Consider the following 26,999-nt stretch of genomic DNA (forward strand, 5'->3'; position numbering starts at 1 on the left):
CTTAAACCACTTAATTGGCTTCCGATTAGCAAAATATCAAGCGCGTGAGTGGGATATCCTTGATGAGTCATTGCGCCTCAATCGTTTAGAAGAAGCAACTTTAAATAGCATTTGGGATGTTGTTTCGAATAACAAAGCACCCGTTTTAGCCTTTCTAGAGCGTAAAGCGAAAATGCTTAATCTTGATAAACTGGGTTGGGTTGATGTAGAAGCGCCCTTAACTTTAACTGACACTCAAACAACACTGACATTCCAAGAAGGCGCTGAATTTATTGAAGAACACTTTGCCAAGTTCAGTCCAAAAATGGCCGAATTTGCACGCAATGCGTTTGAAAACAACTGGATTGAAGCTGAAGATCGTGATAATAAACGACCAGGCGGATTTTGCACTGAATTTCCTGAAGATGGCGAAAGCCGTATCTTTATGACATATGATGGATCTGCGAATACAATCTCTACGTTAGCACATGAGTTAGGCCATGCTTTCCATTCACATGTTATGCGTGACCAGTCACCTCTAAATCGTGATTACGCGATGAATGTTGCTGAAACAGCATCAACTTTTGCAGAAATTCTTATTTCGGATGCAGCTATTAAGGTAGCAGCCTCTAAAGAAGAACATATCCAATTACTCGAAGATAAAATTCAACGCAGCGTCGCTTTCTTTATGAACATTCATTCTCGTTTCCTCTTTGAAAAACGCTTCCATAAAGCACGTTTAGACGGTGCCGTTACAGTCGAAGGTTTGAACAAATTAATGGAAGATGCTCAAAAAGAAGCCTACGTTGATAGCTTGAAAGATTACCACCCAACATTCTGGCAATCAAAATTACATTTCTATATTGATGATATTCCGTTCTATAACTACCCTTATACGTTTGGCTTCCTCTTCTCAGCCGGTATATATGCGCACGCTGGAACAGTGGAAGGCAGCTATGAGGATGCTTATATTGCCTTGTTACAAGATACAGGTTCAATGACAACTGAAGAACTCGCACAAAAACACTTGAACGTTGACCTTACAAAACCTGATTTTTGGCAAGCCGCAGTCGACATCATTTTAAAAGACATCGACGAATTTTTAGAATTGACGAAATAAAAGTAAAAACTAAACGCTTAGCTCCGAATAAATTGGAAAAAAACTCTTTTTGACGCTTTTTGTCAGGAAGAGTTTTTTGAAATTTAACAGGAGTTGTTTGGTTTTTGCTAGAGAAAAAAATTAAAAGTAAAAAAAGACGGTCAGAACTGAAGAGATTGGAATAATTGAAAGTGAAAGCAAACGTTGAGCTTCAAAGAAATTGGAGAAAATAAAAGTTTGATTTTTTGTATCAAAATGTTATTTTTGAAATTTAACAGGAGTTGTTTGTCTTTCACTGAAGGTAGATAAAAAATAGTTTGACGTAATTTGTCAGAATAGTAGCTTTGAAATCTCACAAGTTTTGGCTTTTTTTACTGGAGAATAAATAAAAGTAAAAACTAAACGCTCATCTACAAAGAAATTGCTACTATCGTAGCGAATTTATTCGCTTTACGAGAGTAGTATGGGACGGAAATTGCGATAGCAATTGAGTACCACTCCTTCGCTAATATCGTAGCGAATTTATTCGCTTTACGAGAGTAGTATGGGTGCTGAGATTGTTGCGAATTTATTCGCTTTACGAGAGTACCATTCCATCACTCCATCTTTTTAGCAATTGAATAAATTAAAGAAAACACTATTTTGACGTTCTTTGTCAGGATAGTGTTTTCTCTAATTCATCTTTATTTATTGATCAATAACAATATCTTTTACAATCCCACTTGCTTTTAAAAACATATAAGTTACCACTGGACCAACAAATTTAAAACCACGTTTTTTCAAATCTTTCGCTACGATACTTGCAAAGGGTGAGACGTTAGAAATTTCATCACTGTGAGTATAAATTATTTCACGCGGTCTTCCCTCGACATATTCCCAAAGATAACGTGCAAAACTACCGTACTCTGCTTGTATCTTAACAATGGCTTGTGCGTTTATCACCGTTGCCATTATTTTACGATAATTACGAATCATCTCTGGATCGTTCAATATGTTATCAACGTCTGCTTCAGTCATTCCCGCTACATCTCGAATAGACATATTGTGGAAGTTTCGAAGAAATACCTCTCTTTTATTGGTGACCATCTTCCAACTAAGCCCTGCTTGAAAAGTACCTACTGTCAGCAAGTAAAATAATTGTGTATCGTCATGTGTAGGTTGTCCCCATTGTTTTGAATATAGCTCAGAACCCGATAATTTATCCATAACGCTTCCCTCCCTATTAATAACATCAGTTTATAAAAAAAACACCTAAAGAGGTGTTCCAGATTGTAGACAAAGTCTCGCAAAACTGCTTTTCATTTGAAAATGATTTAAGCCACTTTGTCTACGATATGAGCAGGCTGAATAGAAATGCTGTTATATCCTCTAGTTCAATCAACCAGAAGCTTTCAACTTTCAGATAAATGGCAGCGACGGTAAATAGTCGCTTTCATTTATCTTCCAAGCTGTTTGCTTCTAAGCAGTTGATTTCACTTTCGTTCTAGGCACGACGAGCGATTGACGGTGCGCGTACTCATGGTACGTAATCCCGAGCGATCAAGGAGTGACGACCTAGAACAGTATTTATCTTCAGTCTCAAACACCTCAAACTAGGAGTTTAATATCAGCGCACAGCATATCGAGCTACTCATCGCTTATTGTTTAATTAAGCTCCGTCACAATTGTTTTAACAATTCTTGCAGAATTTTCAGCAGCTAATGGCAAAAATTCTTCATATGTCATTGAAGATTCTTTTCCAGCAATATCTGATAATGAACGAATAACAATGCTTGGTATTTTAAATTGGAACGCTGTTTGTGCAATAGCTGTTGCTTCCATTTCCGAAGCTTGTGCATTAGGGAAATGTGCTAACAGATGTTCACGTTGATCAGGTCGGTGAATAAAGGAATCGTTCGTTAAGATAAGTCCTTCCACCACTTGATAATCTGTACTAATAGCTTTTAATAATGCCAATACTTTCGACTGTAATTCAGCTTCAGGCTCATAAAATGCTGGCATTTGAGGCACTTGTCCATAGCTATAACCGAAGGCAGTTGCATCAGCATCACCATAAGTGAGTTGTTTGGCTAACACAACGTCTCCTACGTTTAAATTCGTATCTAGTCCACCTGCAGACCCTGTATTGATTACTACGTCTGGCGAAAAACGATCGATTAAAATTGATGTCGTCAATGCGGCATTAACTTTTCCAATACCCGACTGTAATAAGACAACATCGCGGCCTTCTAATTGACCGGTGTAAAATAAACCATTAGCAATCTGGTGTTCTTCTCGATCAACCAACATTCCTTTTAATAACTCAACTTCTTCTTGCATTGCACCAATAATCCCAAATTTCATTGTTAGTCATTCCCATCTTTATTTTTTATCGTTTGTTTTTAATTCTTCTACCTTGTCGGTTTTCCAACCTTTTTTATCAACCCAGCTTAAATACAAACGGTAGGTATCATCCTCTTTATCTTTAGGAGAGACTGTCGCAATTGCATCGCTGCCTGAACCTACACCATTTTCAATATACCATGTTTGAACGTTAGTTTCAGAAATAGTAAGTGTTTTGGCAATTGCAGCAATTTTTTCAGCCCAATCATCACTACCACTCTCATAAGAATTAACGTGTTGCCCTGTTTGTTTAGTACCTATCGGTTGCCAGTCTGCTGTCCACTCTTCTTTGATATTAGAATCAGCTGGACCCGCTTTTTTAGTTATTTTAATATCGGATGTTTCTTTTGTTTTCTTTTTAGATGATGAATTATCATCATCTGAACTTTTCTTTTTTATTACCTGTTCAGATGACGATTCACCACTTGCCGTTTTAACACCCTCTGGTTGTTTACCTGGTGTGTCTGTCGTTAAAATGACAAAGTACAACGTTGTAGCGATTGCTATCAATAAAACAACAATCATAATATTTAAGATGAAGTTTGTTCGTTTACGTTTTTGGCTTTTGCTTAAACGTGACGATTCATTCATCTCGCCTTCATTATCATCAATTCCATAATTCGGCGTTTCTTTCGGGGTTACATATTGCTTTTTTTCAGATTTGTTATGGTATTTTTCTTGACGACTCATTCTTTACACCTCCAAAGTACATAACAATACTATCATAAAAAAACAAATTAATCTAAAGTTTACATCGTTAAAAGTGACTAACACTATTTTTTACACCAGCTAAATATGTAATTGCTAATGTTCAATCCTTTAGTTTTGAGTGGCATCTATTTTCTAGCTGTAGCAAGTCAGTTACTTTAACATAAAACTTGCTCATTTTTGTCTCTTTAATTCACATACTTCTCGCTATAAAAGTATCAAAAAAGGATTGTAGAAATTAATCTACAATCCAAAATAATTCTTACTTTCTCATCCTCATGCGATATAGAGCTATTACGCTTTAATATCCACAATACGAACGTTAACTTCACCGCTTGGTGTTGGAACTGATACTTCTTCATTCACTTTATGTCCAAGTAATGCTTTGGCAATTGGTGAATCGTTAGAAATAAGACCTTTAAAGGGATTTGCTTCAGCACTACCAACGATTGTATAAGTTTCGTCATCACCTTTAGGCAATTCTTTAAAAGTGATAGTTTTTCCGATGGAAACGATATCATTTGCTGAATCTGAGCTATCAATGATTTCAGCGTTACGAACCATATTTTCAAGCGTTGTGATACGGCCTTCTACAAATGCTTGCTCATCTTTAGCTGCATCGTATTCAGAGTTCTCACTTAAATCACCAAAACCACGGGCAATTTTGATACGCTCTACTACTTCTTTACGTTTAACTGTCTTTAGTTCATGAATTTCATCTTCTAATTTCTTCTTACCTTCTAATGTCATTGGGAATACTTTTTCTTCCACAGTAATCGCTCCTTTGATTGTTATAAGAACATCATAATACATGTGAACAGTGTATACACACGATTCGCATTATACGTTACAATGTAACACACTGCTACTTGAACTGTCTACTATCAGTCCTTATTTTGATAGAAGTGGCTTACTTTTGTTTGCAATAAATCAATCGCAACTTTGTTTTCGCCACCTTCTGGAATAATAACGTCTGCATATTTTTTAGTTGGTTCAATAAATTGATTGTGCATCGGTTTTACAACTGTAGTATATTGCTCTACAACCGATTCAATTGTACGACCACGTTCTTTAATATCACGAAGCATACGTCGAATGATCCGAATATCATCATCGGTATCGACATAAACTTTAATGTCCATTAAATCTCGCAAACGCTCATCTGCTAAAACAAGAATACCTTCAACTATAATAACATCTTGTGATTCTTGATAAATTGTTTTATCTGATCTTGTATGTGCGGCGTAATCATAAACAGGTTTTTCGATTGCGTTCCCTTGTCGTAACGCTTTAATATCATCGATAAAACGGTCAGTATCAAACGCAAAGGGGTGGTCGTAATTCGTGTTTAATCTTTCTTCAAAAGAAAGATGACTTTGGTCTTTATAATAAGCGTCTTGTTCAATCATCAAAATTGATTTTCCTGAAAAATATTCAATTATTGATCGCGAGACACTTGTTTTACCAGAGCCTGTTCCCCCTGTTATTCCGATGACGATTGATTGATTACCCATATATGATTCCCCTTAAGTTTATTTTACGTGTTTTGCTGCTAGACGATTATGCTCTTTGAGTGTTTTAGCATAATAAACATCGCCAGTTTCTGTATCTGCTAAGAAGTAGTAATAATCCGTTTTAGCAGGGTTAAGTGCTGCATTAATTGAAAGTTCACTACTATTACTAATCGGACCAATCGGCAAATGATCAATGAGATAAGTATTATACGGTGAATCTACTTTGATATCTTTATAACTCACAAATGTTGTGCCTGTTTTATTCAATGCATATAACACTGTAACATCTGATTGAATAGGCATTTTTGCTTCTAAACGGTTATAGAATACACTTGCGATTTTTGAGCGGTCCGTATGTGCAGTCGCTTCTTTTTCAAGGAGAGATGTGAAAGCCAAAAACTGATTTACACTTAAATTAGTTTTCTTAATCTCTTCCAAATGTGGTGTGATAACTTTATCTGTTTTCTGAATCATTTCCTCTGCAATTTGTTGCACAGTTGGTTTATCTCCAACTGGGAATGTATATGTTGCTGGGAAAAGATAACCTTCTAATGGATACTTGATTCCCTCTTGCAGAACATTATCTGTGATTAAATTGGGGTACTTTTCAATCATTTTTTTAACAAAAACCTTATCGTTTAGCTGCGCCATTACATCTGCGTCTTTAAGATTTGTATAAGCAGAAATCTTTTCTGCTGTTTGAGGGATATTCAATCCTTCAGGAATTGTAAGTGCAGGCGCTTTAGCTTGCTCCCCATTAACAAACTTATCGATAATTTTTTTGGCATTCATTGTTTTATCAACAATGTATTGACCTTCTTTTAACTCAGTTTGTTGCAAGTATTTCGCATAATACGTGAAAATAAGCGGTTGATGAATCAAATCTTTTTTCTTCAATTCGTCGGCTAAACTGCTCATTGTTTCACCTTGTTTCACTTTAATGTAAATATCTGTTTTATTATCTTTATCCACTGCAGAAATAGTATACACGAAGTAAAAATAACCTCCGATTGCTAAAATAACGATAAAACTCAAAACAATTAAAACAATCATCTTACCTTTATTGGATGACTTTTTACGTTTTTTCATTTTTCTCCTCTTTTCTGTGCGTCCTCAAGTTCCTTTATCTATAATAGCGATATTCGTGATTTTTTTCAAGGGTTAATAGTTAACAATTATAGAAATGTACGTTATGGTAATTATTTTAAAAATAAAAAACCCTTTCTCTCCTACTAGGAAAGAAAGGGTGACTCATTTATTATTCAGCTTCTTCTTCGTCAACTAGGAATGTGTTTAATACTTCTTCTACCATTTCCCACTCGTCATCTTCAAGAACTGGTTTTAATTCACCAGCAGTACCATCAGGTTGTTGGATGTAAGTGTAAACTTGTAATTCAACTTCCTCTGCATCATGTTCACTCTCTGGGTAGCAATAAACATAAGAGTTACCGAAGAAAGGACTTTCTTTTTCTGGTTCAAATGTTAATAATACTGCATAGAGTTCCTCGTTACCATTTTCATCAATAACTGTAATGTGTTCATGATCGTGTGCATGTTCGTGTTCGTGATTGTTTTCGCTCATAATATATCTCTCCTTATTAATTAAGATTGTGAATCAAGGTAGCCTTGTAAAATTAATCCTGCAGCAATTTTATCAATGACACCTTTACGTTTGTTTCGTCTGACATCGCCTTCTATTAGCATTCGCTCTGCAGCAACTGTCGTTAGACGTTCATCCCATAAAACAACAGGAAGGTTAAAGAGTTCACCAATCGAGGCTGCATAACGCTCAGCAGCTTCTGCTCTTGGCCCAATAGAATTATTCATATTCTTTGGATATCCTACTACAACTTTCGTTACAGTATACTCCTTAATCAATTCTGCGACACGATCAAATCCGAAATTTTCTTTTTCTTCATTGATACGTATTGTTTCTATTCCTTGAGCTGTCCATCCAAGTGTGTCACTGATTGCAACGCCCACTGTATGTGAACCAACATCCAGTCCCATCGTTCTCATAAGTTAGTTGCTCTCACTTTCCACTTTTAAATAACTGTTAACCAATTCTTCGATAATTTCATCGCGCTCAAGTCCACGAATTAATTGTCTAGCTTCATTATGTCGCGGAATATAAGCAGGGTCACCACTTAAAAGATATCCCACTATTTGCCCTGTGGGGTTGTATCCTTTTTCTTCGAGTGCAACATAAACTTTTTGCAACACATCTTTTATGGCTGGTTTATTCAGATCATCACCAAAATCGTATCTCATTGTTTCGTCAAAAGGACGCATCATAAACACCTCTTCTTCCTAAGCTAGAATACAATCTTATTCTACACCATTTATCAGTATCTCACAAACATAAAGTAAATCTGTCTGATTGTAAGCACTGTGTAATATTTTATATGTTAACACTTAAAAATGCGAGTGGATTGCTCAAAAAAAGTGTTTTTAAAATAATAATTTTTTCTGCAATTAACTTAAATGTATTATTACTCCTTTTACATTACTTTAATTATGTTTCAATACTAACATTACTCAACTATAGCAATGAGAAAAGCAACATTCTGACAAAAATCGTCAAAACGTTGCTTTTTCAGTTTACTGTCTTTATTTTCATATTTTCAACTCAACAAGCTAGAAATTATGACATTTCAACTATAATTCAAAATACGATTAAGCTTTTACCCATGCTTTAACTGCCTCTAAAGCGGCTGGAATTTGACTTGCATCTTTCCCTCCAGCTTGAGCCATATCAGGGCGTCCACCACCGTTACCGCCTGTTATAACCGCTACTTCTTTTACAAGTGCCCCTGCTTTGAAGCCTTTTTTAATTAAATCAGGTGATACTGCTGCAATAATATTTACTTTATCACTTTCTGGTGATGCAATTAATACGACAATACCACTTTCTTCTTTTTGTTTCCATAAATCTACTAATTGACGTAATTGGTTCATATCTTTTACATCTACTTTTGCTGCCGTAACATTTACACCATCAATTTGTTCTGGGTTTTCAAACAATGATTGTGCCGCTTGCGCAGACAACCGTGCTGTTAATTTTTCATTTTCTTGTTGTGCTGTTTTTAAATCTGCTTGTAATTGTAACGCTTTAACAGGCACATCACTTACTGAAGTTTTAAGCGTTGTTGCTGTTGTGCTTAACGCTTCGATTAATTGATTGTCATGAGCATATGCAGCTTGGCTAGTTACTGCTTCAATACGACGGATACCTGCTCCTGTTCCACTTTCGGAAACAATTTTAAAAATACCGATTTCAGAAGTATTTTTTACATGTACGCCTCCACAGAATTCCAGACTATAATCGCCTACTTGAACAACACGCACAACATCTCCGTATTTTTCACCGAAGAGCATCATTGCGCCCAATTCTTTGGCTTCTTCAATACCTTTTTCTTCAATAACAACAGGAATTTCATCCCAAATACGTGCATTAACTTCAGCTTCAATTACTTTTAATTCATCTGCTGTAATTTGACCAAAATGCGAGAAATCAAAACGTAAACGTTCAGAATCAACTAATGAACCTGCTTGGTTAACATGTTCACCTAAAACATTCTTAAGTGCACGGTGTAATAAATGAGTCGCTGTATGATTTTTAACAATCAAACGACGCGCTGCAGCATCAATTTCCAAATGATAGCTAGAACCTTCCGCTAACGTTCCATTTTCTACGCTAACACTGTGAAGATTTTGTTGTTGTGGTGCTTTTTGAACGGCTGTTACACTTGCTGCAACATCAGCAGAAGTAATTGTCCCTTTATCAGCAACTTGACCACCGGCTTGAGCATAAAAAGGTGTTTTATCAAAAATAACGTCACCCGTTTCACCAGCTGCCAATTCTTTTACTTGTTCACCATCTTTAATGATTGCAACAATGTTCGCTTCAATAGCTGTGTGAGTATAACCTACAAATTCACTTGCAACTGTTATTTTTGAAAGAACATCGCTTTGAATATTCATTGATCCTTCTGTTGAACGTGCATCACGTGCGCGTTGACGTTGCTTGTTCATTTCAATTTCAAACGCTTCATGATCAACTTTTAACCCTTGATCTTCGGCATACTCTTCTGTTAACTCGACTGGAAAACCATATGTATCATATAATTTAAAGATAGCTTCGCCTGGTAGTTCTTTTGTACCTGCAGCTTTCGCATCTGTAATTAATTTTTCCAAAATTGCTAAACCATCATTTAATGTTTCATGGAAACGCTCTTCTTCATTACGAATCACTTTTTCGATAAACGCTTGATTTTGTAATACTTCTGGATAAAAGTCACTCATGTTTTTAGCAACTGTGCCTACTAATTCATACATGAATGGTTTTTCGATATTTAAGAACTTAGCGTAACGAACTGCTCGACGAATTAAACGACGAAGTACATATCCACGACCTTCATTTGAAGGTAATGCACCATCACCTACTGCAAAAGCAACCGTACGAATATGATCAGCAATTACTTTAAATGCTGTTTTTGTTTGTACATCGCTTGTAGAATAGTTTACACCTGCAATTTTTTCAACATGATTGATGATGGGCATAAATAAATCGCTCTCAAAGTTAGTTTCAACTTCTTGTAACACACAAGCCATTCGTTCAAGACCCATCCCCGTATCAATGTTTTTGTTTGGAAGCTCTTTGTACTCACTACGAGGAACTGCTGGATCAGCATTAAATTGTGAAAGTACTACGTTCCATATTTCAATGTAACGGTCATTCTCTAAATCCTCTGCTAACAAACGCAAACCAATTTTTTCTTTATCGTACGCTTCGCCACGATCGTAAAAAATTTCTGTATTTGGCCCGGAAGGTCCAGCACCAATTTCCCAGAAGTTATCTTCAATCGGAATAATACGATCATCCGATAAACCTAACGACTTCCATACAGCAATTGATTCCGTATCTTCTGGAAAAACAGTCACATATAGTTTATCTTTTGGCATTGCGAACCACTCATCACTTGTTAATAATTCCCAAGCCCATTTAATGGCATCTTCACGGAAATAATCGCCGATAGAAAAGTTACCAAGCATTTCAAAAAATGTATGATGACGTGCTGTTTTTCCGACATTCTCAATATCGTTCGTACGAATTGCTTTTTGAGCATTTGTTAAACGAGGATTGTCTGAGATAACTGTACCGTCAAAATATTTTTTCAATGTTGCTACTCCCGAATTAATCCATAGTAAAGTCGGGTCCTCTTTTGGCACAAGTGAAGCACTTGGCTCAATTTTATGACCTTTTGATTCAAAAAATTCTAAAAACATTTGACGTATTTCTGCACCCTTTAAAGCTTTCATTAGTTAAATTCCTCCTCTATATAAATAAAAAAAGCTATCCCTTTGCAATATTAGGGACGAAAATTCGCGGTACCACCCTAATTGCAACGACATAGACATCATTACCTCTCAAACATCATTTAACGTTGATGAGACGGCAGGTTATGCTCGAAAAAGGTAGCGTATTTCACTGATGATGAGCAGTTGTTTCAGCCGTGCAACCGCCTCTCTTTCATTCATCTTTGCAAAATATTCCTTTTCAAAATTTCACTTTATTCTTATACCATCATTTTAGATGATATTCTTCCTTATTTCAACTGAAATTTTCTGTTAATACTAAAGTAATTGTACTTTTAATGATTTGTTAATAGTTTTTACACACTATTCTAGTTTTTTTCGAGTATAGTAAAGGTAAAGCTATTTTATGTAGCCAGTTACTATGAACTCTGGGGGATAAAACAAATGAAACTACTAATGATAGAAGATAATGAGAGCGTTTGTAAAATGGTAAATATGTTTTTCAAAAAAGAAGGCTTTGAGTCTGTATTTGCACACGATGGCCAAGAAGGTCTTGATTTGTTTAAAGCGACACCTGAATATTTTGATATTTTAATTGTGGATTTGATGTTGCCTTCACTCGACGGTATGTCCATTGTTATGGCAATCCGTGAATTTAGTAACGTGCCAATCATTATTTTAACTGCGAAAGAATCAGAAGCTGATCAAGTACTAGGTTTGGAATTAGGTGCTGATGATTATGTCACTAAACCTTTTAATGCCCTCACTTTAATGGCTCGTATTAAGGCCGTTTCGCGCCGATCGTCTAGCGGTGTAAAAAAAGAAGAAACGGAAGATACCGATACTTTAACAACTGAATATTTTAAAATCAGCCGTGTGACACACGAATTATTTTACAAAGGTACTGCTCTGGCGGCACTTACACCCAAGGAATTTGATTTACTTTACTTTTTAATGGAACATCCACGCCAAGTTTTTTCACGTGAACAGTTATTAGAACATGTATGGGGTTATCAATTTTATGGTGACGAACGTACGGTCGATGTTCATATTAAACGTCTTCGAAAAAAAATATCGACTGAGTCACATTCCTTCATTCATACAGTTTGGGGTGTTGGTTATAAATTTGATGAAACGGAATGATTGTTATGAAAATTAAATATTTCACACAGCTTTTTCTTACAAATTTATTTATCGTCCTTGCCACAAGTGCCACAATTGCAATTTTAATGACGCATTTTCTTTCTAACTATGTTTACGAAGGAAAAGTTGATGAGCTCAAGCGTTTTGGCTCTGCGATGGCCAAGGAGTTTAAAAAAACAGATAATACGATTAGTATCGAAACTGTCGAAAAATACCAAACGCTACTCAATGCCAAAGATGCTACCATCATTTTATTTGATTCAGAAAAAAGATTTCGTTATGCTCAACCCGGTGTCTCTTTTCAAATTGACTCTCAAGAATGGGAAAATCTAAAGAATGGGAATCAAGTCTCAGTTCCTTTTGAAGATACACGATTTAACCGTACGGTCTCCTTCGTACTGACACCTATAACTAACAATAACGGTACATTTGCAGGTGGTATATTACTGATGTCCCCTGTTTCAGAAACACAAAAAGCTATCGCTCTTTTACGAAATAATGTCATTATTGCAAGTGGTGCTTCATTGTTAATTGCTTTGGTCCTTAGCTACATGTTCTCTCGTTTCCAAGTTAATCGCATCACTAAATTACAACGAGCAACACAATCGATTACAAGTGGTGATTTTGATGTTCAACTAAATTCAAAAGATCGTGATGAAATTGGTGATTTAGCGAATGATTTCGATAAAATGGCTTCTTCACTCAAACAATCCAATGAAGAAGTTGCATTGCAAGAACGTCGTCGTCGTCAGTTTACAGTCGATGTTTCACATGAATTACGTACACCACTCACAACGATTAGTGGCGTTTCTGATGCTTTAGCTACAAATGTTATACCGCTTGAAGATGCAGAAGAAAGTATTCGTTTAATCCAAACTGAATCCAAACGTCTGATACGATTGGTCAACGAAAATATTGATTATGAAAGAATCCGTACAAATCAAGTGACGCTCAAAAAAGAAACGTTCCAATTACAAGAATTGTTTGAAATTGTCAAAGATTCACTTGCATTTGCTGCTGATAAAAAAGGCGATCAAATCACGGTAGATGTTTCTGAAAAAATCATGTTACATGCTGACTACGATCGTATGACGCAAGTATTGATTAATATAGTTAAGAATAGTATTCAATTTACAGATAATGGAACAGTTGCTCTTAGAGGTTACAACACAAGTCATCATACGGTGATTGAAGTTGAAGATACGGGAATCGGTATTAAACAGGAAGATATCGAAGAGATTTGGGAACGATTCTATAAAGCGGATATCTCGCGAACAAACACAAAATATGGTGAATCAGGTATTGGTTTATCGATTGTAAAACAACTTATCGCCTTTCATGATGGTACTGTTGAAGTTAAAAGTGAAGAAGGTTCTGGTACTTGCTTCATTATAAAACTGCCTTTGCTGACTGTTTAAGTTAAACGAATAATCTTTAATCATCCCTAAAGTGATGATTCTTTTCTGGAGATAATGTGTTATACTTTTAATGATGTAGATATAGAGGAGGAATTTTTTAATGGCTCGACGTGTGAAAATAATGGACAAGGCAATAGACCTTGCAATGGTAAGAGATATCTTTTACTCAAATGAATTCAAGAAAACAACGACTAAAAAGGCAAAGGATGCAATGGATCACAAAGCCCTTGTTTCAAAAATAAAAGCAGTTTATGGTTTAACTGAAGACAACGCTTTTGATGCTTCATTAATCGTTAACGATGCTGATTTTATCTATGGTGACGATGCTCCCGAAGCAGAGATCATGTCCGCTGCAATGACAGTAATTAAGGACCCATCATCAACAAGTGAAATTCGCAAAAAAGCTTTTTATTCAATGTTAGATGTTTATAAACTTAAACGTGTTAACGTTCCAGTTGCTCAAAAAACATTAACAATTGAATACAAAGAATACAAAATGGAACGTCCTCGCACAAGTGAAGGTTGGGGCGAACGTCAAAAAGTATATAAACGTGAAAAATATATCGTCACAGAAGATGATTACAAAACAACCGATAAAATTTTAAAAAAATTCCACGGTGAAGTTAAATAATAAAAAAGCAGGTCCGCTAAATATAGCAGACCTGCTTTTTTATTAACCTAAGGCGATTAACGTAACAATTAACGCTAGAATTGCAGGTGATCCTTGTTTAATTAAGATCCCTTTATTCGCTGTTAAACCACCATAAACCGCGGCGATAATAACACAGCTTAAAAAGAAGACCACCGCACTAAATTGAAAAGCGCTCGGCACAATCAATAAGCCCCAAATTAAACCTGCTGCTAAAAAGCCATTGTATAGACCTTGATTAGCAAATAGTGATTGCACTTGCTTGTTTGCAATAAACTCCTCAGTGACACCAAACGTACGTCGTGCTGCTGTAGAGGTTGAAAAGAACATTTCTAAAGCTAGAATATAAAGATGTTCAATTGCTACAATCATAATTAAAATATATGCTAAGATTGTCATTTTTTACTCTCCTACTACACCGTTAGTTCCTGTATTCCAACTAGCGATAGCTTTAATTGGAAGACGTTCAGAACCGTGTGCCTCTTTTACGCTTTTACCAATCGCAATAAACATTGCTGGCGTATAGCGTTCACTATCAATATTAAGAACATCCATGACTTCTTTACGTTCATAACCACCAATAGGATTCGTATCATAACCATATGCTTTTGCAACTAACATAATTTGCATCGCTACAAGGTTAGCATCAGAAATAGCTAATTGACGTCGAACTTCAACCGGTGCTTTAATAATTTGTTCTGTTACAGCTTGGATATAATAGTTTTTAATATCTTCTGTCATTGATCCTGCTGCAACATTTTGGCTGAAGATTTCTTCAACTTTATCCGCGTGATTATTATCACCTAACACTAAAATCATTGCTGAAGATGTATGTAATTGTGTTTGGTTGAAACGTACAAGTTTATCCAATTGTTGCTTTTGTTCTTCAGCTTCAACAATGACAAAACGCCATGGTTGTAAGTTAATCGAAGAAGGTGCACGTGTTGCTAAACTTAACATTTCTTCCATTTCTTCTTTAGAGATTTTAACATTTGGATCAAATTCTTTTACGGAGTGACGATTGTTAATCGCATCAATTAGTTTAATATCTTTATTCATTTTTAAGACTTCCTTCGTTTAGTAATTTGCTTAATTCATTAAGCTTTATAAGAATTTCCGATTCTTTTGTTACGGGTAATTTGAACGCTGCAAAACAATCAGCAACGTCATTTTTCAACGCTTCTTCAAGCGCACGTCCTGTATCACTTAAAGCGATAACAACACGTCGTTCATCTGTCAGTGCACGTTTTCTAACAATCAATTCGCTTTTTTCCATTCGTTTTAACATTGGGGATAATGTACCCGAATCAAGCTTTAGTTGATTGCCTATTTCAGTCACCGTTAATCGATCGTTTTTCCATAAAACGAGCAATACCAAGTATTGAGGATAAGTGATGGCATGTTTCGTTAAAATAGGACGATAGAGTTGGTCGAACTGTCTGGCGAGTTTATGGACAGTAAAACAGAGTTGTTGATCTAGAGTCACTGGACATCACCTCTTCCTGATTTTTTGCTTAAGCATTGATGAGGTTAAGTGTCACATCAATATTTCCGCTTGTAGCTTTACTGTACGGACATACTTGATGCGCTTTTTCTACCAATGATTGCGCTAATTCTTTTTCAACGCCAGGTAATTCAACATCCATTATAACACCTAATTTAAAACCGTTGTCTTTAGGATCGCTATAAAGTGACACTGTTGCAGAAACTTTACTTTCCGCAGTTATTTTTGAGCGTTGTAATACTAATTCCAAGGCACTGTTAAAACATGCACTGTAACCAGCTGCGAATAATTGTTCCGGGTTTGTACCAGAACCGCCATCACCACCAAGTTCAGTTGGTGCAGAAATATCATAATAAAAAACATTATCTGGTGAAGAAACTTCACCTTTACGTCCACCTGTATTAATTACCGTCGTTTCAAATAATTTTTTCATCGTTGTTACCTCCGATTAAGTTTTTCACAATTAAGTTGTGTACAATATAATTTACCATACTTTTTAAAACGTGTCATTTTTTTTGCTCAAAAAATAGCAACATGTATAAATTTCTTTTGAAATAAAGTCGCTGAATTAATCCAAAGGAGGATTCATTCGAAACAACTTACCGACTTGTAAAGCAATTGACAATTTTATTCGATCATCTTAATTTTGAAGCTTATAATACCTTTATTCATCAAATACATAGCTGTATTTCTCACTATTTGAAAGAGCCTACGTACGTTACGTAAATATCCGAACGTAATCAATCAGAATCTCATCTATTGTTCTTCAAATGAGACAATTAGATGTACTTAATACTGTCCTTGTAGGCTTATAACTTCACTAATTTTCGCAATTACATTTTTACTTGTTTCAATACTTAATTAAATACAAAAAGGATTGCAGACATCCGTCTACAATCCAAAAAGCTTTTTAATTTAATAGAAATCTCTCTCACCAATACTATTTCTTCTAAATATTCAATCCAGTGTCCATCATAAACAACACATTTTTCTCTTCTTTTTTCTCATTTAAAAAAACTAGAGCATAATTTTCACCATTCAGTAAGTGACTCTTCCCTTCTAAAGAGGGCTTTTTCAATAGAGGTATTTTGATTTCATAAACATACGCATCGTTTTGTTTAGGTATAACATTCAAGTCATTTTCATAAAAAGTAGATTTACCCTCTTTGATGTATTTATCTAAGTTTGCACTATCTTTTTTCACTTCAATTTGATAGAAAATGGCTTGTTTTGTATTTTTCATTTTCTTCTCTACTTTATCAGGGTACTTTATATTAAACTTTATGTTTAATACTTTATCCTCAATTATAAAATTAGGCTTGCTAACAGTCATATCCTCATTTCCAATTTCTTCAAAATAGTCATCTAGGGAATTAAAAACGTCCTTTTTATCAAGAGCCTTCTGTTCAACAGTATTATTTGTTTTGGTTAAAGGCGCATCTTGAGAACAACCAGTTAGTATCATTACTAATGCTAAACTTGTTAATATTTTTTTCATTTTCATTCTCCTCCATACCAATTTAAATTAACTGATTATTGTAATTATTCAGTAATTTTATCGCGTAGTCATATTACTATTATAATATACTAACACATTTTGTATTTTTGTCAATTTTAATTATAAAAATAGTAACCTTGTGTATATAAATAACCGATTAAGTATTCATTTTATTGAAAAAAATGTCTTTCTTGACAGTTTTTGAGTTACTCCAGCTAATTTTCGGCTTTGAAATGTTCATCATTTCGTTAGTCTCTTTAATTTATGAAGGATGACTTTTTACTGACTTTTGATTAACGACGCTATTTGAGATAGAGCCAAAAAAATCTATTACTCCAAAAAAAAACCACAGTTTATCACTGTGGGTTCAGATTGTAGACAAAGTCTCGAAAACTTCTTTTTTCGTTGAACATGATTTAAGCAACTTTGATTCCAATATGAGAAGGCTGAATAGAAATGCTGTGATCGTAGGAACAACGAGTAAGTGACGAACTGGAACAGCGTTTATCTTCAGTTGCACCCCACAGTTTATCGCTGTAGGTTGCAGTATCTATAATTAGACTACGGACTCTCTACCATACCAATCATTGGGTCAATTGAATGAATATTTTCAGGTGTTAAAATATATTCTCCTGCTTCATTCACCGGTTCTAACTCTGCAGTTGTGCGAGTAAGTCGTTCAAATAACGATGTTTGTCGTGCAACATCTGATTGCCTCACTGTCGCTTGCGCAAAGGCATCTTCTTCGCCACACATAATTAAAAATTGCCGACTTCTAGTCATCGCTGTGTATAAAATATCACGGCGTAACATTCGATAATAACTTTTTAATAACGGTAAAATAACAATTGGGAATTCAGATCCTTGTGCTTTATGCACAGAGCAACAATAGGCATGCGTAATTTGGTTCAAATCACCGCGTAAGTATGTCACTTCTGTTTGATCAAATTCAATGACAAGCGTATCTTGTTTTTCGACGGTTTCCTTCGCATAGATAATTGATACAATTGTTCCCATATCACCATTAAAAACGTTACTCTCAGGCTGATTAACAAGTTGCAGCACCTTATCACCGACACGATAAATCACATCGCCATAGGTTATTTCTTTCCGCTTACCCTCAGGGTTAGGATTTAAAATTTCCTGCAGCTCTTCATTCATTTTATTAATTCCAGCAGGGCCACGATACATCGGGATCAACACTTGAATATCCTTAGAAGTAAAACCTTTTTTCACGGCATTTTTAACCACTTGCCCCACTACTTCTGACAACTGTTGTGTATTACAACGGAAAAACGAACGATCTGACTGATTTTCAGTAAAATCAGCAGGCAAAACGCCATCTTTTACATGGTGAGCCAATTCAATAATCGATGAGCCTTCTGCTTGTCGATAAATTTCTGTTAGCGAAATTGTTGGAATGACTTCTGATTTTAAAATATCTTTTAAAAACTGACCCGGCCCTACTGATGGCAACTGGTCTTTATCACCGACAAAAATAACCTGCATATTAGTTGGCACAGCTCGCAACAGTTGGTTTGCTAGCCAAATATCAACCATACTTGTTTCATCGATAATAAGCAATTGTCCTTCAATATCACGATCAACATCTTCAGACTTATTTTCTTGACCTGTCATCCCCAATAAACGATGAATTGTCATCGCAGGTAGATTAGTCGATTCACTCATACGTTTTGCTGCTCGTCCCGTGGGTGCTGCCAAAACGACAGGGAATGTTTTTCCATCTTTATATTCACTTGGATCTAGACTAACGCCATTTAATTCAGCAAACAATTCAACAATCCCTTTAATAACAGTTGTTTTACCTGTACCTGGTCCACCTGTCAAAATCATTGTTGACGAATTTAAAGCTGTTTCAATCGCATCACTTTGAGACGGTGCATACGTTACATTAATACGTTCTTCCAATTCACCAAGCGCTTTTAAAAACTCTGATTTCGGAAAAGTTGTACGCTTCGCCTGTGCTTTTTCAAGTCGCATTAAATGATGTGCGACACCTTTTTCGGCATGATACAACGATGGTAAATAGATACGTGTCTCTTCTTGCACAAGCTCATTATTTTGTAATAGTTCTTGCAATGCGTCACTAATTTCATTTTCCGCAATGACAGAAGAGCCATTACTACTTAATAATAAACGCTTTGTAGCTAATACCGTTTCATCATATTCCATATAAACATGACCGTTTTGCATACTTTCCGAATCAACTGTAAACATCAGTGCTGCACTTAAACGAGAAGGATGATTACCACCCATACCAATTTTTTGGCCCAGTTCATCCGCACGATTAAAGCCGATACCTGTGACATCATGAATCAATTGATACGGATTTTCATTAATAACTTCCATCGTTTTTTGTTGGTATGTTTGAAAAATACGCATCGCTAATTGGGGACCAAATCCCATTTCATTAAGTTTAATCATCACCAATTCAATGCCTTCATTTTCTTGAAGTGTTTTGGCTAATGATTCTTTTAATTTTGTTGTTAATTTTGGGACTTGATCTAACACAGTTGGATCTTGTAAAATCCGTGAAATTGCATCGTTACCTAGTATATCGACAATTCGTTCAGCAGTCTTTTTACCGACACCTTTGAACATTTCTCCAGATAAATAAGTAGAAACACCCGCCTTAGTCGCAGGCATTTCTTTTCTGAAAGTTGTGACCTGAAACTGTCGTCCATACTTTGGATGTTCTGATACCGTTCCTTCTAAATGATAACGGTCTTCTTGTGAAAGTTCTGGTAGATAACCGGTGATGACAATTTCACGGTCATCCCATTCGACATTACTTTCTTTCACTTCCATACGCAACACAGAAAACAAGTTAGTGGCATTATGAAAGATGGTGGTGACCACATTGCCTTTAACATACGGTGGTATATTTTCACCCTCTGATGTGTTCATTGTATCCGTCATCTTCCTCCACCTCCTTGTTTATTATTTTTCGTAAGCTGTAATTGCATCTAACGCACTTAACGCCATTTCATGTTCCGGTTGTAATGTGACAACTTTTTCAAACAGCGGTTTAATGATTGTTGAATCTTCACCATTCATCAGACGAGCTGTACCTAAATAATAAAGAGCATCTGCATGTGTGTCATCCATCGCCAACACTTGGTTAAAAGCATTAATTGCTTCGTCAAATAGTGATAATTGTGCTAATACTAATGCATATTGGAACCACGCTTCAATATCATCGGGATTTTTTTCAGTTGCTGTTAAAAGATAAGGCATTGCTAATTTAGCTTCACCTTGATTCAACAATGAAATACCTAACATAAAGTAAACATCCGCTTCATCCAGTCCTTTTTCAAGTGCCATTTGAAATTTTTGTGCGGCCTTAGTATATTCTTGGGCTTGGTAATACAAGTTCCCATAGCTATAATAAACCGTTGGTACATTTGAATCGATTTCAATCGCACGATCATAAAAACGTGCCGCGCGTTCTACATCTCCCATTGATAATAAAACATTCCCAAAGTTAATATATGCGACTACATCTGTAGGTACCTTTTCAATTTGTTCAGTTAAAACCTTCACTGCTTCTTCTACTTCACCTTTTTGCATATGTTCTAACGCTTTTGCATTTAAATCAGTCATTGTCCCGCTCCTCTTCTTAATATCTTCATTAGACCATTTTACCATATATTCCGCTTTTTAAAACCATTGACCTCTGTAAAAACAGCTTTTATCACAATAAAAAAATTTGTTTGAAGGAATTAATTATAACTGCTCATTATTTAGGTGATTTTAGTGATTAAGGGACGCTACTCAACCAAGCCAAAACTTCTGAAATTTCAAAAACACTATCCTGACAAAATACGTCAAAATAGTGTTTTCTCCAATTTATTCATTTTCAAACGGGCTTGAAAACACTTTCACTTTTCTCCAGTTATAACACCTATTCTCTCGATTAATTTCAGAACAAATAAAAAACATTAGACCTGAAATTTAAATGGTAAAGTCGACATGGATCAGTCGACCCTCATTTAAGATTTCTAGTCTAACGAATATTTTTTAGTTTTCCAATTTCTCAGAGAATAAACGAGGTGTTTCCACTTTCACTTATCCGAGGTATGTGATTATTTCTCCATCACGGTAAATACGGTCAATTGTTGCGCCGCCGAGGCATTCGTCTCCGTCGTATAACACAACTGATTGTCCTGGTGTTACAGCGCGTGCTGTGTCTTTAAAGGTTACTTTAATTTCATCTTCATTAACTTCAACTGTAACTGGAACGTCTGCTTGGCGGTAACGGAATTTCGCTGTGCAATCAAATGTTCCTGTTTTTGGTGTTGATGACGTCCAACTTACTTGATTCGCAATCAAAGCTGTAGAGGTCATTGCTGGGTGATCAAATCCTTGTTCTACAAATAGTGTATTACTTTCAACATCTTTTCCAACTACAAACCACGGTTCACCTTCGCCACCAATTCCTAAGCCTTGACGTTGGCCGATTGTATAGTACATTAAACCATCGTGTTTACCCATTACTTTTCCATCAAGCGTAGACATGTTACCTGGTTGAGCTGGTAAATATTCGCTTAAAAATTCTTTAAAATTACGTTCTCCAATAAAACAAATACCTGTACTGTCCTTTTTCTTAGCTGTTGCTAAATCTGCTGCTTCTGCTAATCGACGCACTTCTGGTTTTTCAATTTCCCCTAATGGGAACATTACTTTTTGCAATTGTGCTTGCGATAATTGATTCAAGAAATAGGTTTGATCTTTATTTTGATCTTGCCCACGTAACATTTTCACTTCGCCATTTTCATCGCGAACGGCACGTGCATAATGACCTGTTGCAACATAATCTGCTCCAAGATTTTCTGCATGTTCCAAGAATGCTTTGAACTTGATTTCTTTATTACACATAACGTCTGGGTTAGGTGTGCGTCCCAACTTATACTCTGCTAAAAAGTATGTGAAAACTTTATCCCAATACTCTTTTTCAAAGTTAACGGCATAATAAGGAATCCCTATTTGGTTCGCTACTTTACGTACATCTTCATAATCTTCAGTTGCTGTACACACACCAAATTCATCTGTATCATCCCAGTTTTTCATAAAGACACCAATAACATCATAACCTTGTTCTTTTAACATAAGTGCGGTAACGGATGAATCCACGCCGCCTGACATACCAACAACTACTCGTGTATTGGCATTATCGTTTTTAGTCATTTTTTCCACTCCTCTTATTTTACAATGCGTTGATAAATACGTACTGTTTCATCAGCTACATAAGTGATATCTTCTTTTGTTAAACCTGCACCAAAACTAAATCGCAGACTTTCTTTCAATACAGGTGTATCTTCCCCATACATCGCCACTAACACATGCGAGGGTTCAATACTACCTGCCATACATGCCGAACCACTTGATACAGCAACACCTGCCATATCTAAGTTTACTAAAAATGCTTCAACTGAGGCGCCAATAAAATGAATGTTTAAGATATGGCTAAGACTGTTGTCAATCGTTCCATTAATCTCATATTTAACACCTGCAATATCCAATGCACTTATAATAATCTGTTTGAATTTTTCGTAACTATCACGCTTATCAGCACGTGTTTCTTCTGCTAACTCAACTGCTTTAGCATAGCCTACAATTGCCGGTAAGTTTTCAGTTCCAGCACGTCGCTTACGCTCCTGATCGCCACCAAACATCGTATAATTTAACCGTGTTTGTGATCGTACATATAAAAAACCGATACCGTGAGGACCATTTAATTTATGCGCACTTGTTGAGAGCAAGTCAACTTTGAGTTCATCAACATTCAGTTCCTCTAAACCATAAGCTTGCACGGCATCTGTATGAAAGTAGGCCGGGTGTGTTTCCAACATTAATCCAATCGCTTGAATTGGCTGTCGACTCCCAACCTCATTGTTTCCATACATAATCGATACCAAGATTGTATCTGGACGTAAAGCTTCTTGTAAATCATTAAGTGAAATTTCACCATTTTTAGAAACAGGTAAGTAGGTTATTTCAAAACCATCTTTTTCCAACGCCTGTGCAGTTTTCAATATAGCTGAATGTTCTATCGCTGTTGTAATGATATGTTTTCCTTCTGATTGTCTCGCATAGGCTGTTCCTAACAACGCTAAGTTATCACTTTCTGTACCGCCACTCGTGAAAACAATCTCACTTTCTTTCGCGTGGATTGATGCTGCCAATACAGCACGAGCGGTATCTAAGGCATATCGCGCTTCGCGTCCGTAACGGTGTACACTGCTCGGATTACCGCTGATAGATAACATATTATCAACCATTGCTGACATAACTTCGGGATCAATTGGCGATGTGGCCGCATGATCGATATATAACTGTTTCACTCGAAAGCATCTCCTCTATTTTAAAGCCGTTCTTTTAAACCATATTTATTGATTTTAGAAAAAAATACGCTAAAAAGCAAATTTGCTGTTTATCTTTTTTTTATCTGCTTTTTCAGTTAACTTCATTTGATTATTCAAAAAAAAAATGCTATATTAGGGTCATAAAGAAATCCTGATGTGTACGTTAGAGTACCTATTTATTTTGACCGAACATGTTTGTTACGGGAGACGCAACAAACATTGAGAACAAAAGCCTTTTCATGAGGACTTGTAATCAATGGTGAGGGTCACCCACCTGCTATAAGTGCGGGTACAAAATTTAGGGAAAATCGACGGCGCGATCGGGATTCTTTTTTTATTTTTTATTTTTTTCAATTAAAACATACATATCAGCCAAAGCATTTTCAAACTTACCAGAACGTTTAGGTGAGTAGTAATGCTTATTTTTTATGTTATTTGGTAAATATTGTTGGTCTACCCAGTAACCAGGAAACTGCTTTGTGGGAAAATCATGTGGGTATTGATAACCGATTGCACGGCCTAATTTTTCAGCACCACTATAATGACCATCTTTGAGATGATCTGGAATCTCTCCACTTACACCCTTACGAATGTCACTTAAAACACCGTCAATTGCAAGATAAGCTGAATTTGATTTAGGTGCCAATGCTAATTCAATTACTGCATTAGCTAGTGGAATTCGCGCTTCTGGAAATCCAATTTTTTCAGCAGTCTGTACTGCTGCCAAAACATGAACACCGACTTGAGGGTTCGCTAACCCAATATCTTCATATGCCATCACTAAAATACGGCGGCTAATACTAAAAAGATCACCAGCCTCAATTAAACGTCCTAAATAATGTAAAGACGCGTCAACATCACTGCCTCGGATTGATTTTTGTAAAGCACTTAACACATCATAATGCCCATCACCATCTTTATCCATCGCAAGACTTTTACGTTGTAAACAAACTTCAGCTGTTTTTACATCAATCAAAACGACGCCTTCATCATTTGCTGGCGTTGAAATAACGGCTAACTCTAAGCCATTTAAAGCACCACGAACATCGCCGTTACTACTCACTGCAAAATGCTCTAACGCTTCTTTTGTTACCTTTGGTTTATAACTTGCTAAACCACGTTCCTCATCAGTGAGCGCTCGATTTAATGCTATTAAAATATCTGAGACTACTAATGGCTTCAATTCAAAAATTTGCGCACGGCTACGAATCGCTGGGTTAATTGCAATATAAGGGTTGCTGGTTGTTGCGCCTATCAAAATAATACGACCGCTTTCCAAATGCGGCAATAAAAAATCTTGCTTGGTTTTATCAAGACGATGAACCTCATCTAACAATAAAATCACATGCCCACTCATACGTGCTTCAGCTACAACAATTTCTAAGTCTTTTTTATTGTTTGTAACAGCGTTCAATTTTCGAAACGAATACTTTGTACTCCCGGCAATTGCATTTGCAATCGACGTCTTACCAATCCCTGGTGGGCCATATAAAATCATGGAGGTCAGACGTTTAGCTCGTACCATTCTTTCAATGATTTCACCTTCTGCTACTAAATGACTTTGACCGATGATTTCGCTCAGGTCAGTTGGTCGCATACGATAAGCTAACGGTGCATCCATCCCCATTTTGTTCAACTCCTTAACTTCTAATTGTAAACATTATCCAATGTCATATTCTTCCATTTTATCACATATTACAGCAAGCTTCCTTTTTAGAGGTTATCTAAGATTTATTGTATAGTTAATGATTGCTTGACCTCACAATATTTATGTTATAATTTTAGATAGATACAATATTGTGTAGGAGGTTATTTTTTTGAAAATATCAACAAAAGGACGTTATGGTTTAACTATTGTCATTGAATTGGCAAAACGCACCGGACAAGGTCCTACTTCGTTAAAGACGATTGCAAAAACACACGACTTAAGTGAGCATTATCTTGAACAACTTATTTCACCCTTACGAAATGCTGGAATCGTACGTTCGGTTCGTGGTGCCTATGGTGGTTATATACTTGCACAGGAGCCTTCTGAAATTACTGCCGGCGATGTGATTCGTTTGTTGGAAGGGCCAATATCTCTCGTTGAGGGTATGGAAAATGAAGAACCTGCTAAACGTGATTTATGGGGACGTATCCGCGATGCTGTGAAAGACGTACTTGATTCAACGACAATTGAGGATCTTGCTAACTATAAAGAAACTGAAGGTCCTGCAGGGTACATGTTCTATATTTAGCGAGAAAGGACGATAACTATGACGTCTACGTTTACTTATTTTTGGTTTGCACTAATTGGCATATATGCCCTTGCGCTTTTACTAACGGCATTGCAGCTTAAATTTTTACAAAACCGTTTTTTACTGCTGATGCCTGCTGTATTTGTCATAACCAGTTTGATTTTCTTGGCTTTATCTATTTTCCAAAGTAGTTTCAACAACTTTTTATATGGACAATTAGGATCAATGTTTTTTGGGGCTGCTCTTTTCAGTATCTTATTAGTAATGATTGCTTCAGACATTTTTGACAAGAATAAAAAATGAGTGGTCTAACAGCTCACTAGTTATCCTTTGTCTTTTACACAATACCTCTATATAATAAAGGGTGAACGTATAAGTAAAGAATGAGCTATGCCTTCTTCGACTGGAGTGATACATTATGAAACGATTTCCGATTGTAACGATTGTTTTCGTTATACTCATTGGTGCTTTTTTCCTTTTCCAACAATTTAGTTCAAAGCGTGTTGATTTAACATTTGTCATGCTTGTACAAGAAAAGGATACAACAAAACAAATTTCAGGACTAATTGAAGGTGCTGGAAGTGAACATTTCGTTTTTAGTGTTGATAAAAAAACATGGGATGCTATAAAAATCGATCGTCGCTACGAAGTAGAAGTTTCTTACAAAGAAAAACATATTCTTTCTGATAAGAAACGTGCGCGATTACAAGGTCCTTTTTGGTCAAACGAAAGTAATGGAAACATCCTTGTAAATGATGTGAAAATTCAAAAAATCGCCCTAATTAAATAATGAAAAAATCATGGGATATAATCGCCATGATTTTTTTTGTTGCTGCTAATATCGTAGCGGATTTATCCGCTTTACGAGAGTAGTATGGGACGGAGCGACAGCGAGTACCAATCATTATGTTAATGACTTAAGAGTACCATTCCTTTGCTAATATCGTAGTGGATTTATCCACTTTACGAGAGTAGTATGGGACGCAGCGACAGCGAGTACCAATCATTATGTTAATGTCTTAAGAGTACCAATCCTTTGCTAATATCGTTGCGAATTCATCCGCTTTACAAGAGTACCACTCATTTATATTTATTAGAAAAAAAGAGTAACACTCAATGAGCGTTACTCTCTTTTATTATGTTTACTCGCGACGACCTAAGTA

Annotated in this window: 27 protein-coding genes and 1 other RNA gene; 8 read left to right on the top strand and 20 right to left on the bottom strand. The window is 36.0% G+C overall.

The window, feature by feature from the left end; genetic code table 11:
* Positions 1-1,099 (top strand): M3 family metallopeptidase (locus IKV95_RS11020; protein ID WP_287451854.1); only part of this gene is annotated, 1,099 nt, incomplete at its 5' end.
* Positions 1,100-1,765: 666 nt separating this feature from the next.
* Here IKV95_RS11020 and IKV95_RS11025 read toward each other — a convergent pair.
* The 10 genes from IKV95_RS11025 to alaS all read right to left on the bottom strand — a co-directional run bounded on the left by IKV95_RS11025 (position 1,766) and on the right by alaS (position 11,004).
* Positions 1,766-2,284 carry a DNA-3-methyladenine glycosylase I gene (locus tag IKV95_RS11025; RefSeq protein ID WP_069118842.1) on the bottom strand — a complete coding sequence of 173 codons (519 nt, stop codon included), beginning with the start codon at positions 2,282-2,284 and terminating at the stop codon, positions 1,766-1,768.
* A 438-nt stretch (positions 2,285-2,722) separates the two neighbouring features.
* On the bottom strand, positions 2,723-3,421 hold the full coding sequence (locus IKV95_RS11030; RefSeq protein WP_029091236.1) for a 5'-methylthioadenosine/adenosylhomocysteine nucleosidase: 699 nt from the start codon (positions 3,419-3,421) through the stop codon (positions 2,723-2,725).
* An 18-nt stretch (positions 3,422-3,439) separates the two neighbouring features.
* Entirely contained in the window at positions 3,440-4,150 is a 711-nt protein-coding gene (locus IKV95_RS11035) for a YrrS family protein (RefSeq protein ID WP_051535960.1), read from the bottom strand.
* 312 nt (positions 4,151-4,462) lie between these two features.
* Positions 4,463-4,939, bottom strand: a complete 477-nt coding sequence (greA, locus tag IKV95_RS11040; RefSeq protein ID WP_287451858.1) for a transcription elongation factor GreA — start codon at positions 4,937-4,939, stop codon at positions 4,463-4,465.
* 113 nt (positions 4,940-5,052) lie between these two features.
* Entirely contained in the window at positions 5,053-5,682 is a 630-nt protein-coding gene (udk, locus tag IKV95_RS11045; protein WP_029091233.1) for a uridine kinase, read from the bottom strand.
* 18 nt (positions 5,683-5,700) lie between these two features.
* Entirely contained in the window at positions 5,701-6,771 is a 1,071-nt protein-coding gene (mltG, locus tag IKV95_RS11050; protein WP_029091232.1) for an endolytic transglycosylase MltG, read from the bottom strand.
* A 169-nt stretch (positions 6,772-6,940) separates the two neighbouring features.
* Positions 6,941-7,264, bottom strand: a complete 324-nt coding sequence (locus IKV95_RS11055; RefSeq protein WP_029091231.1) for a DUF1292 domain-containing protein — start codon at positions 7,262-7,264, stop codon at positions 6,941-6,943.
* Positions 7,265-7,284: 20 nt separating this feature from the next.
* Positions 7,285-7,701 carry a Holliday junction resolvase RuvX gene (ruvX, locus tag IKV95_RS11060; RefSeq protein WP_029091230.1) on the bottom strand — a complete coding sequence of 139 codons (417 nt, stop codon included), beginning with the start codon at positions 7,699-7,701 and terminating at the stop codon, positions 7,285-7,287.
* A 3-nt stretch (positions 7,702-7,704) separates the two neighbouring features.
* A complete protein-coding gene (locus IKV95_RS11065) occupies positions 7,705-7,974 on the bottom strand; it encodes an IreB family regulatory phosphoprotein (protein ID WP_029091229.1) in 270 nt (89 codons plus the stop codon).
* Between the two features lie 384 nt (positions 7,975-8,358).
* The gene (gene alaS, locus IKV95_RS11070) at positions 8,359-11,004 is read right to left on the bottom strand and encodes an alanine--tRNA ligase (RefSeq protein WP_069125302.1); all 2,646 of its coding nucleotides are present in this window, start codon (positions 11,002-11,004) and stop codon (positions 8,359-8,361) included.
* A 441-nt stretch (positions 11,005-11,445) separates the two neighbouring features.
* Between alaS and IKV95_RS11075 the strand changes: the two genes are divergently transcribed.
* The 3 genes from IKV95_RS11075 to IKV95_RS11085 all read left to right on the top strand — a co-directional run bounded on the left by IKV95_RS11075 (position 11,446) and on the right by IKV95_RS11085 (position 14,193).
* Positions 11,446-12,144 carry a response regulator transcription factor gene (locus tag IKV95_RS11075; protein ID WP_069125304.1) on the top strand — a complete coding sequence of 233 codons (699 nt, stop codon included), beginning with the start codon at positions 11,446-11,448 and terminating at the stop codon, positions 12,142-12,144.
* A gap of 5 nt (positions 12,145-12,149) precedes the next feature.
* Positions 12,150-13,562, top strand: coding sequence for a sensor histidine kinase (locus IKV95_RS11080; protein ID WP_029091226.1), 1,413 nt, complete (start codon positions 12,150-12,152; stop codon positions 13,560-13,562).
* A 100-nt stretch (positions 13,563-13,662) separates the two neighbouring features.
* The gene (locus IKV95_RS11085; protein WP_029091225.1) at positions 13,663-14,193 is read left to right on the top strand and encodes a hypothetical protein; all 531 of its coding nucleotides are present in this window, start codon (positions 13,663-13,665) and stop codon (positions 14,191-14,193) included.
* A 42-nt stretch (positions 14,194-14,235) separates the two neighbouring features.
* On the opposite strand, the gene IKV95_RS11090 is transcribed toward IKV95_RS11085, so the two are convergent.
* The 9 genes from IKV95_RS11090 to IKV95_RS11130 all read right to left on the bottom strand — a co-directional run bounded on the left by IKV95_RS11090 (position 14,236) and on the right by IKV95_RS11130 (position 23,578).
* Positions 14,236-14,610 (bottom strand): DUF1304 domain-containing protein, encoded by a 375-nt coding sequence (locus IKV95_RS11090; protein ID WP_029091224.1) that lies wholly within the window; start codon positions 14,608-14,610, stop codon positions 14,236-14,238.
* Positions 14,611-14,613: 3 nt separating this feature from the next.
* Positions 14,614-15,270: a nitroreductase family protein gene (locus IKV95_RS11095; protein ID WP_029091223.1), complete on the bottom strand. Its 657-nt coding sequence runs from the start codon at positions 15,268-15,270 to the stop codon at positions 14,614-14,616.
* Positions 15,263-15,697, bottom strand: coding sequence for a MarR family winged helix-turn-helix transcriptional regulator (locus tag IKV95_RS11100; RefSeq protein WP_029091222.1), 435 nt, complete (start codon positions 15,695-15,697; stop codon positions 15,263-15,265). Before IKV95_RS11100 ends, IKV95_RS11095 begins: the two co-directional genes overlap by 8 nt.
* Before the next feature lie 28 nt (positions 15,698-15,725).
* The gene (locus IKV95_RS11105) at positions 15,726-16,148 is read right to left on the bottom strand and encodes an organic hydroperoxide resistance protein (RefSeq protein WP_287451865.1); all 423 of its coding nucleotides are present in this window, start codon (positions 16,146-16,148) and stop codon (positions 15,726-15,728) included.
* A gap of 516 nt (positions 16,149-16,664) precedes the next feature.
* On the bottom strand, positions 16,665-17,213 hold the full coding sequence (locus IKV95_RS11110; protein ID WP_287451867.1) for a hypothetical protein: 549 nt from the start codon (positions 17,211-17,213) through the stop codon (positions 16,665-16,667).
* A gap of 561 nt (positions 17,214-17,774) precedes the next feature.
* Positions 17,775-20,153 (bottom strand): SF1B family DNA helicase RecD2, encoded by a 2,379-nt coding sequence (gene recD2 / locus IKV95_RS11115; protein WP_029091220.1) that lies wholly within the window; start codon positions 20,151-20,153, stop codon positions 17,775-17,777.
* Positions 20,154-20,174: 21 nt separating this feature from the next.
* Positions 20,175-20,837, bottom strand: a complete 663-nt coding sequence (locus IKV95_RS11120; protein WP_069118849.1) for a tetratricopeptide repeat protein — start codon at positions 20,835-20,837, stop codon at positions 20,175-20,177.
* A 465-nt stretch (positions 20,838-21,302) separates the two neighbouring features.
* On the bottom strand, positions 21,303-22,421 hold the full coding sequence (mnmA, locus tag IKV95_RS11125; RefSeq protein WP_029091218.1) for a tRNA 2-thiouridine(34) synthase MnmA: 1,119 nt from the start codon (positions 22,419-22,421) through the stop codon (positions 21,303-21,305).
* Between the two features lie 14 nt (positions 22,422-22,435).
* On the bottom strand, positions 22,436-23,578 hold the full coding sequence (locus IKV95_RS11130) for a cysteine desulfurase family protein (protein WP_069126285.1): 1,143 nt from the start codon (positions 23,576-23,578) through the stop codon (positions 22,436-22,438).
* 166 nt (positions 23,579-23,744) lie between these two features.
* Between IKV95_RS11130 and ssrS the strand changes: the two genes are divergently transcribed.
* Positions 23,745-23,930, top strand: a non-coding RNA gene (ssrS, locus tag IKV95_RS11135) — 6S RNA.
* Between the two features lie 3 nt (positions 23,931-23,933).
* On the opposite strand, the gene IKV95_RS11140 is transcribed toward ssrS, so the two are convergent.
* Positions 23,934-25,220, bottom strand: coding sequence for a replication-associated recombination protein A (locus IKV95_RS11140; RefSeq protein ID WP_096699517.1), 1,287 nt, complete (start codon positions 25,218-25,220; stop codon positions 23,934-23,936).
* Between the two features lie 196 nt (positions 25,221-25,416).
* On the opposite strand from IKV95_RS11140, the gene cymR reads away from it, so the two are divergent.
* From cymR to IKV95_RS11155, 3 genes are all read left to right on the top strand, one after another.
* Positions 25,417-25,836: a cysteine metabolism transcriptional regulator CymR gene (cymR, locus tag IKV95_RS11145; RefSeq protein ID WP_029091215.1), complete on the top strand. Its 420-nt coding sequence runs from the start codon at positions 25,417-25,419 to the stop codon at positions 25,834-25,836.
* An 18-nt stretch (positions 25,837-25,854) separates the two neighbouring features.
* Positions 25,855-26,139, top strand: a complete 285-nt coding sequence (locus tag IKV95_RS11150) for a hypothetical protein (RefSeq protein WP_029091214.1) — start codon at positions 25,855-25,857, stop codon at positions 26,137-26,139.
* 115 nt (positions 26,140-26,254) lie between these two features.
* Positions 26,255-26,626, top strand: coding sequence for a hypothetical protein (locus tag IKV95_RS11155; protein WP_069118854.1), 372 nt, complete (start codon positions 26,255-26,257; stop codon positions 26,624-26,626).
* Positions 26,627-26,999: the final 373 nt, after the last annotated feature.

The organism is Brochothrix sp., assembly GCF_017549435.1.
In the GTDB taxonomy this organism is placed as follows: domain Bacteria; phylum Bacillota; class Bacilli; order Lactobacillales; family Listeriaceae; genus Brochothrix; species Brochothrix thermosphacta.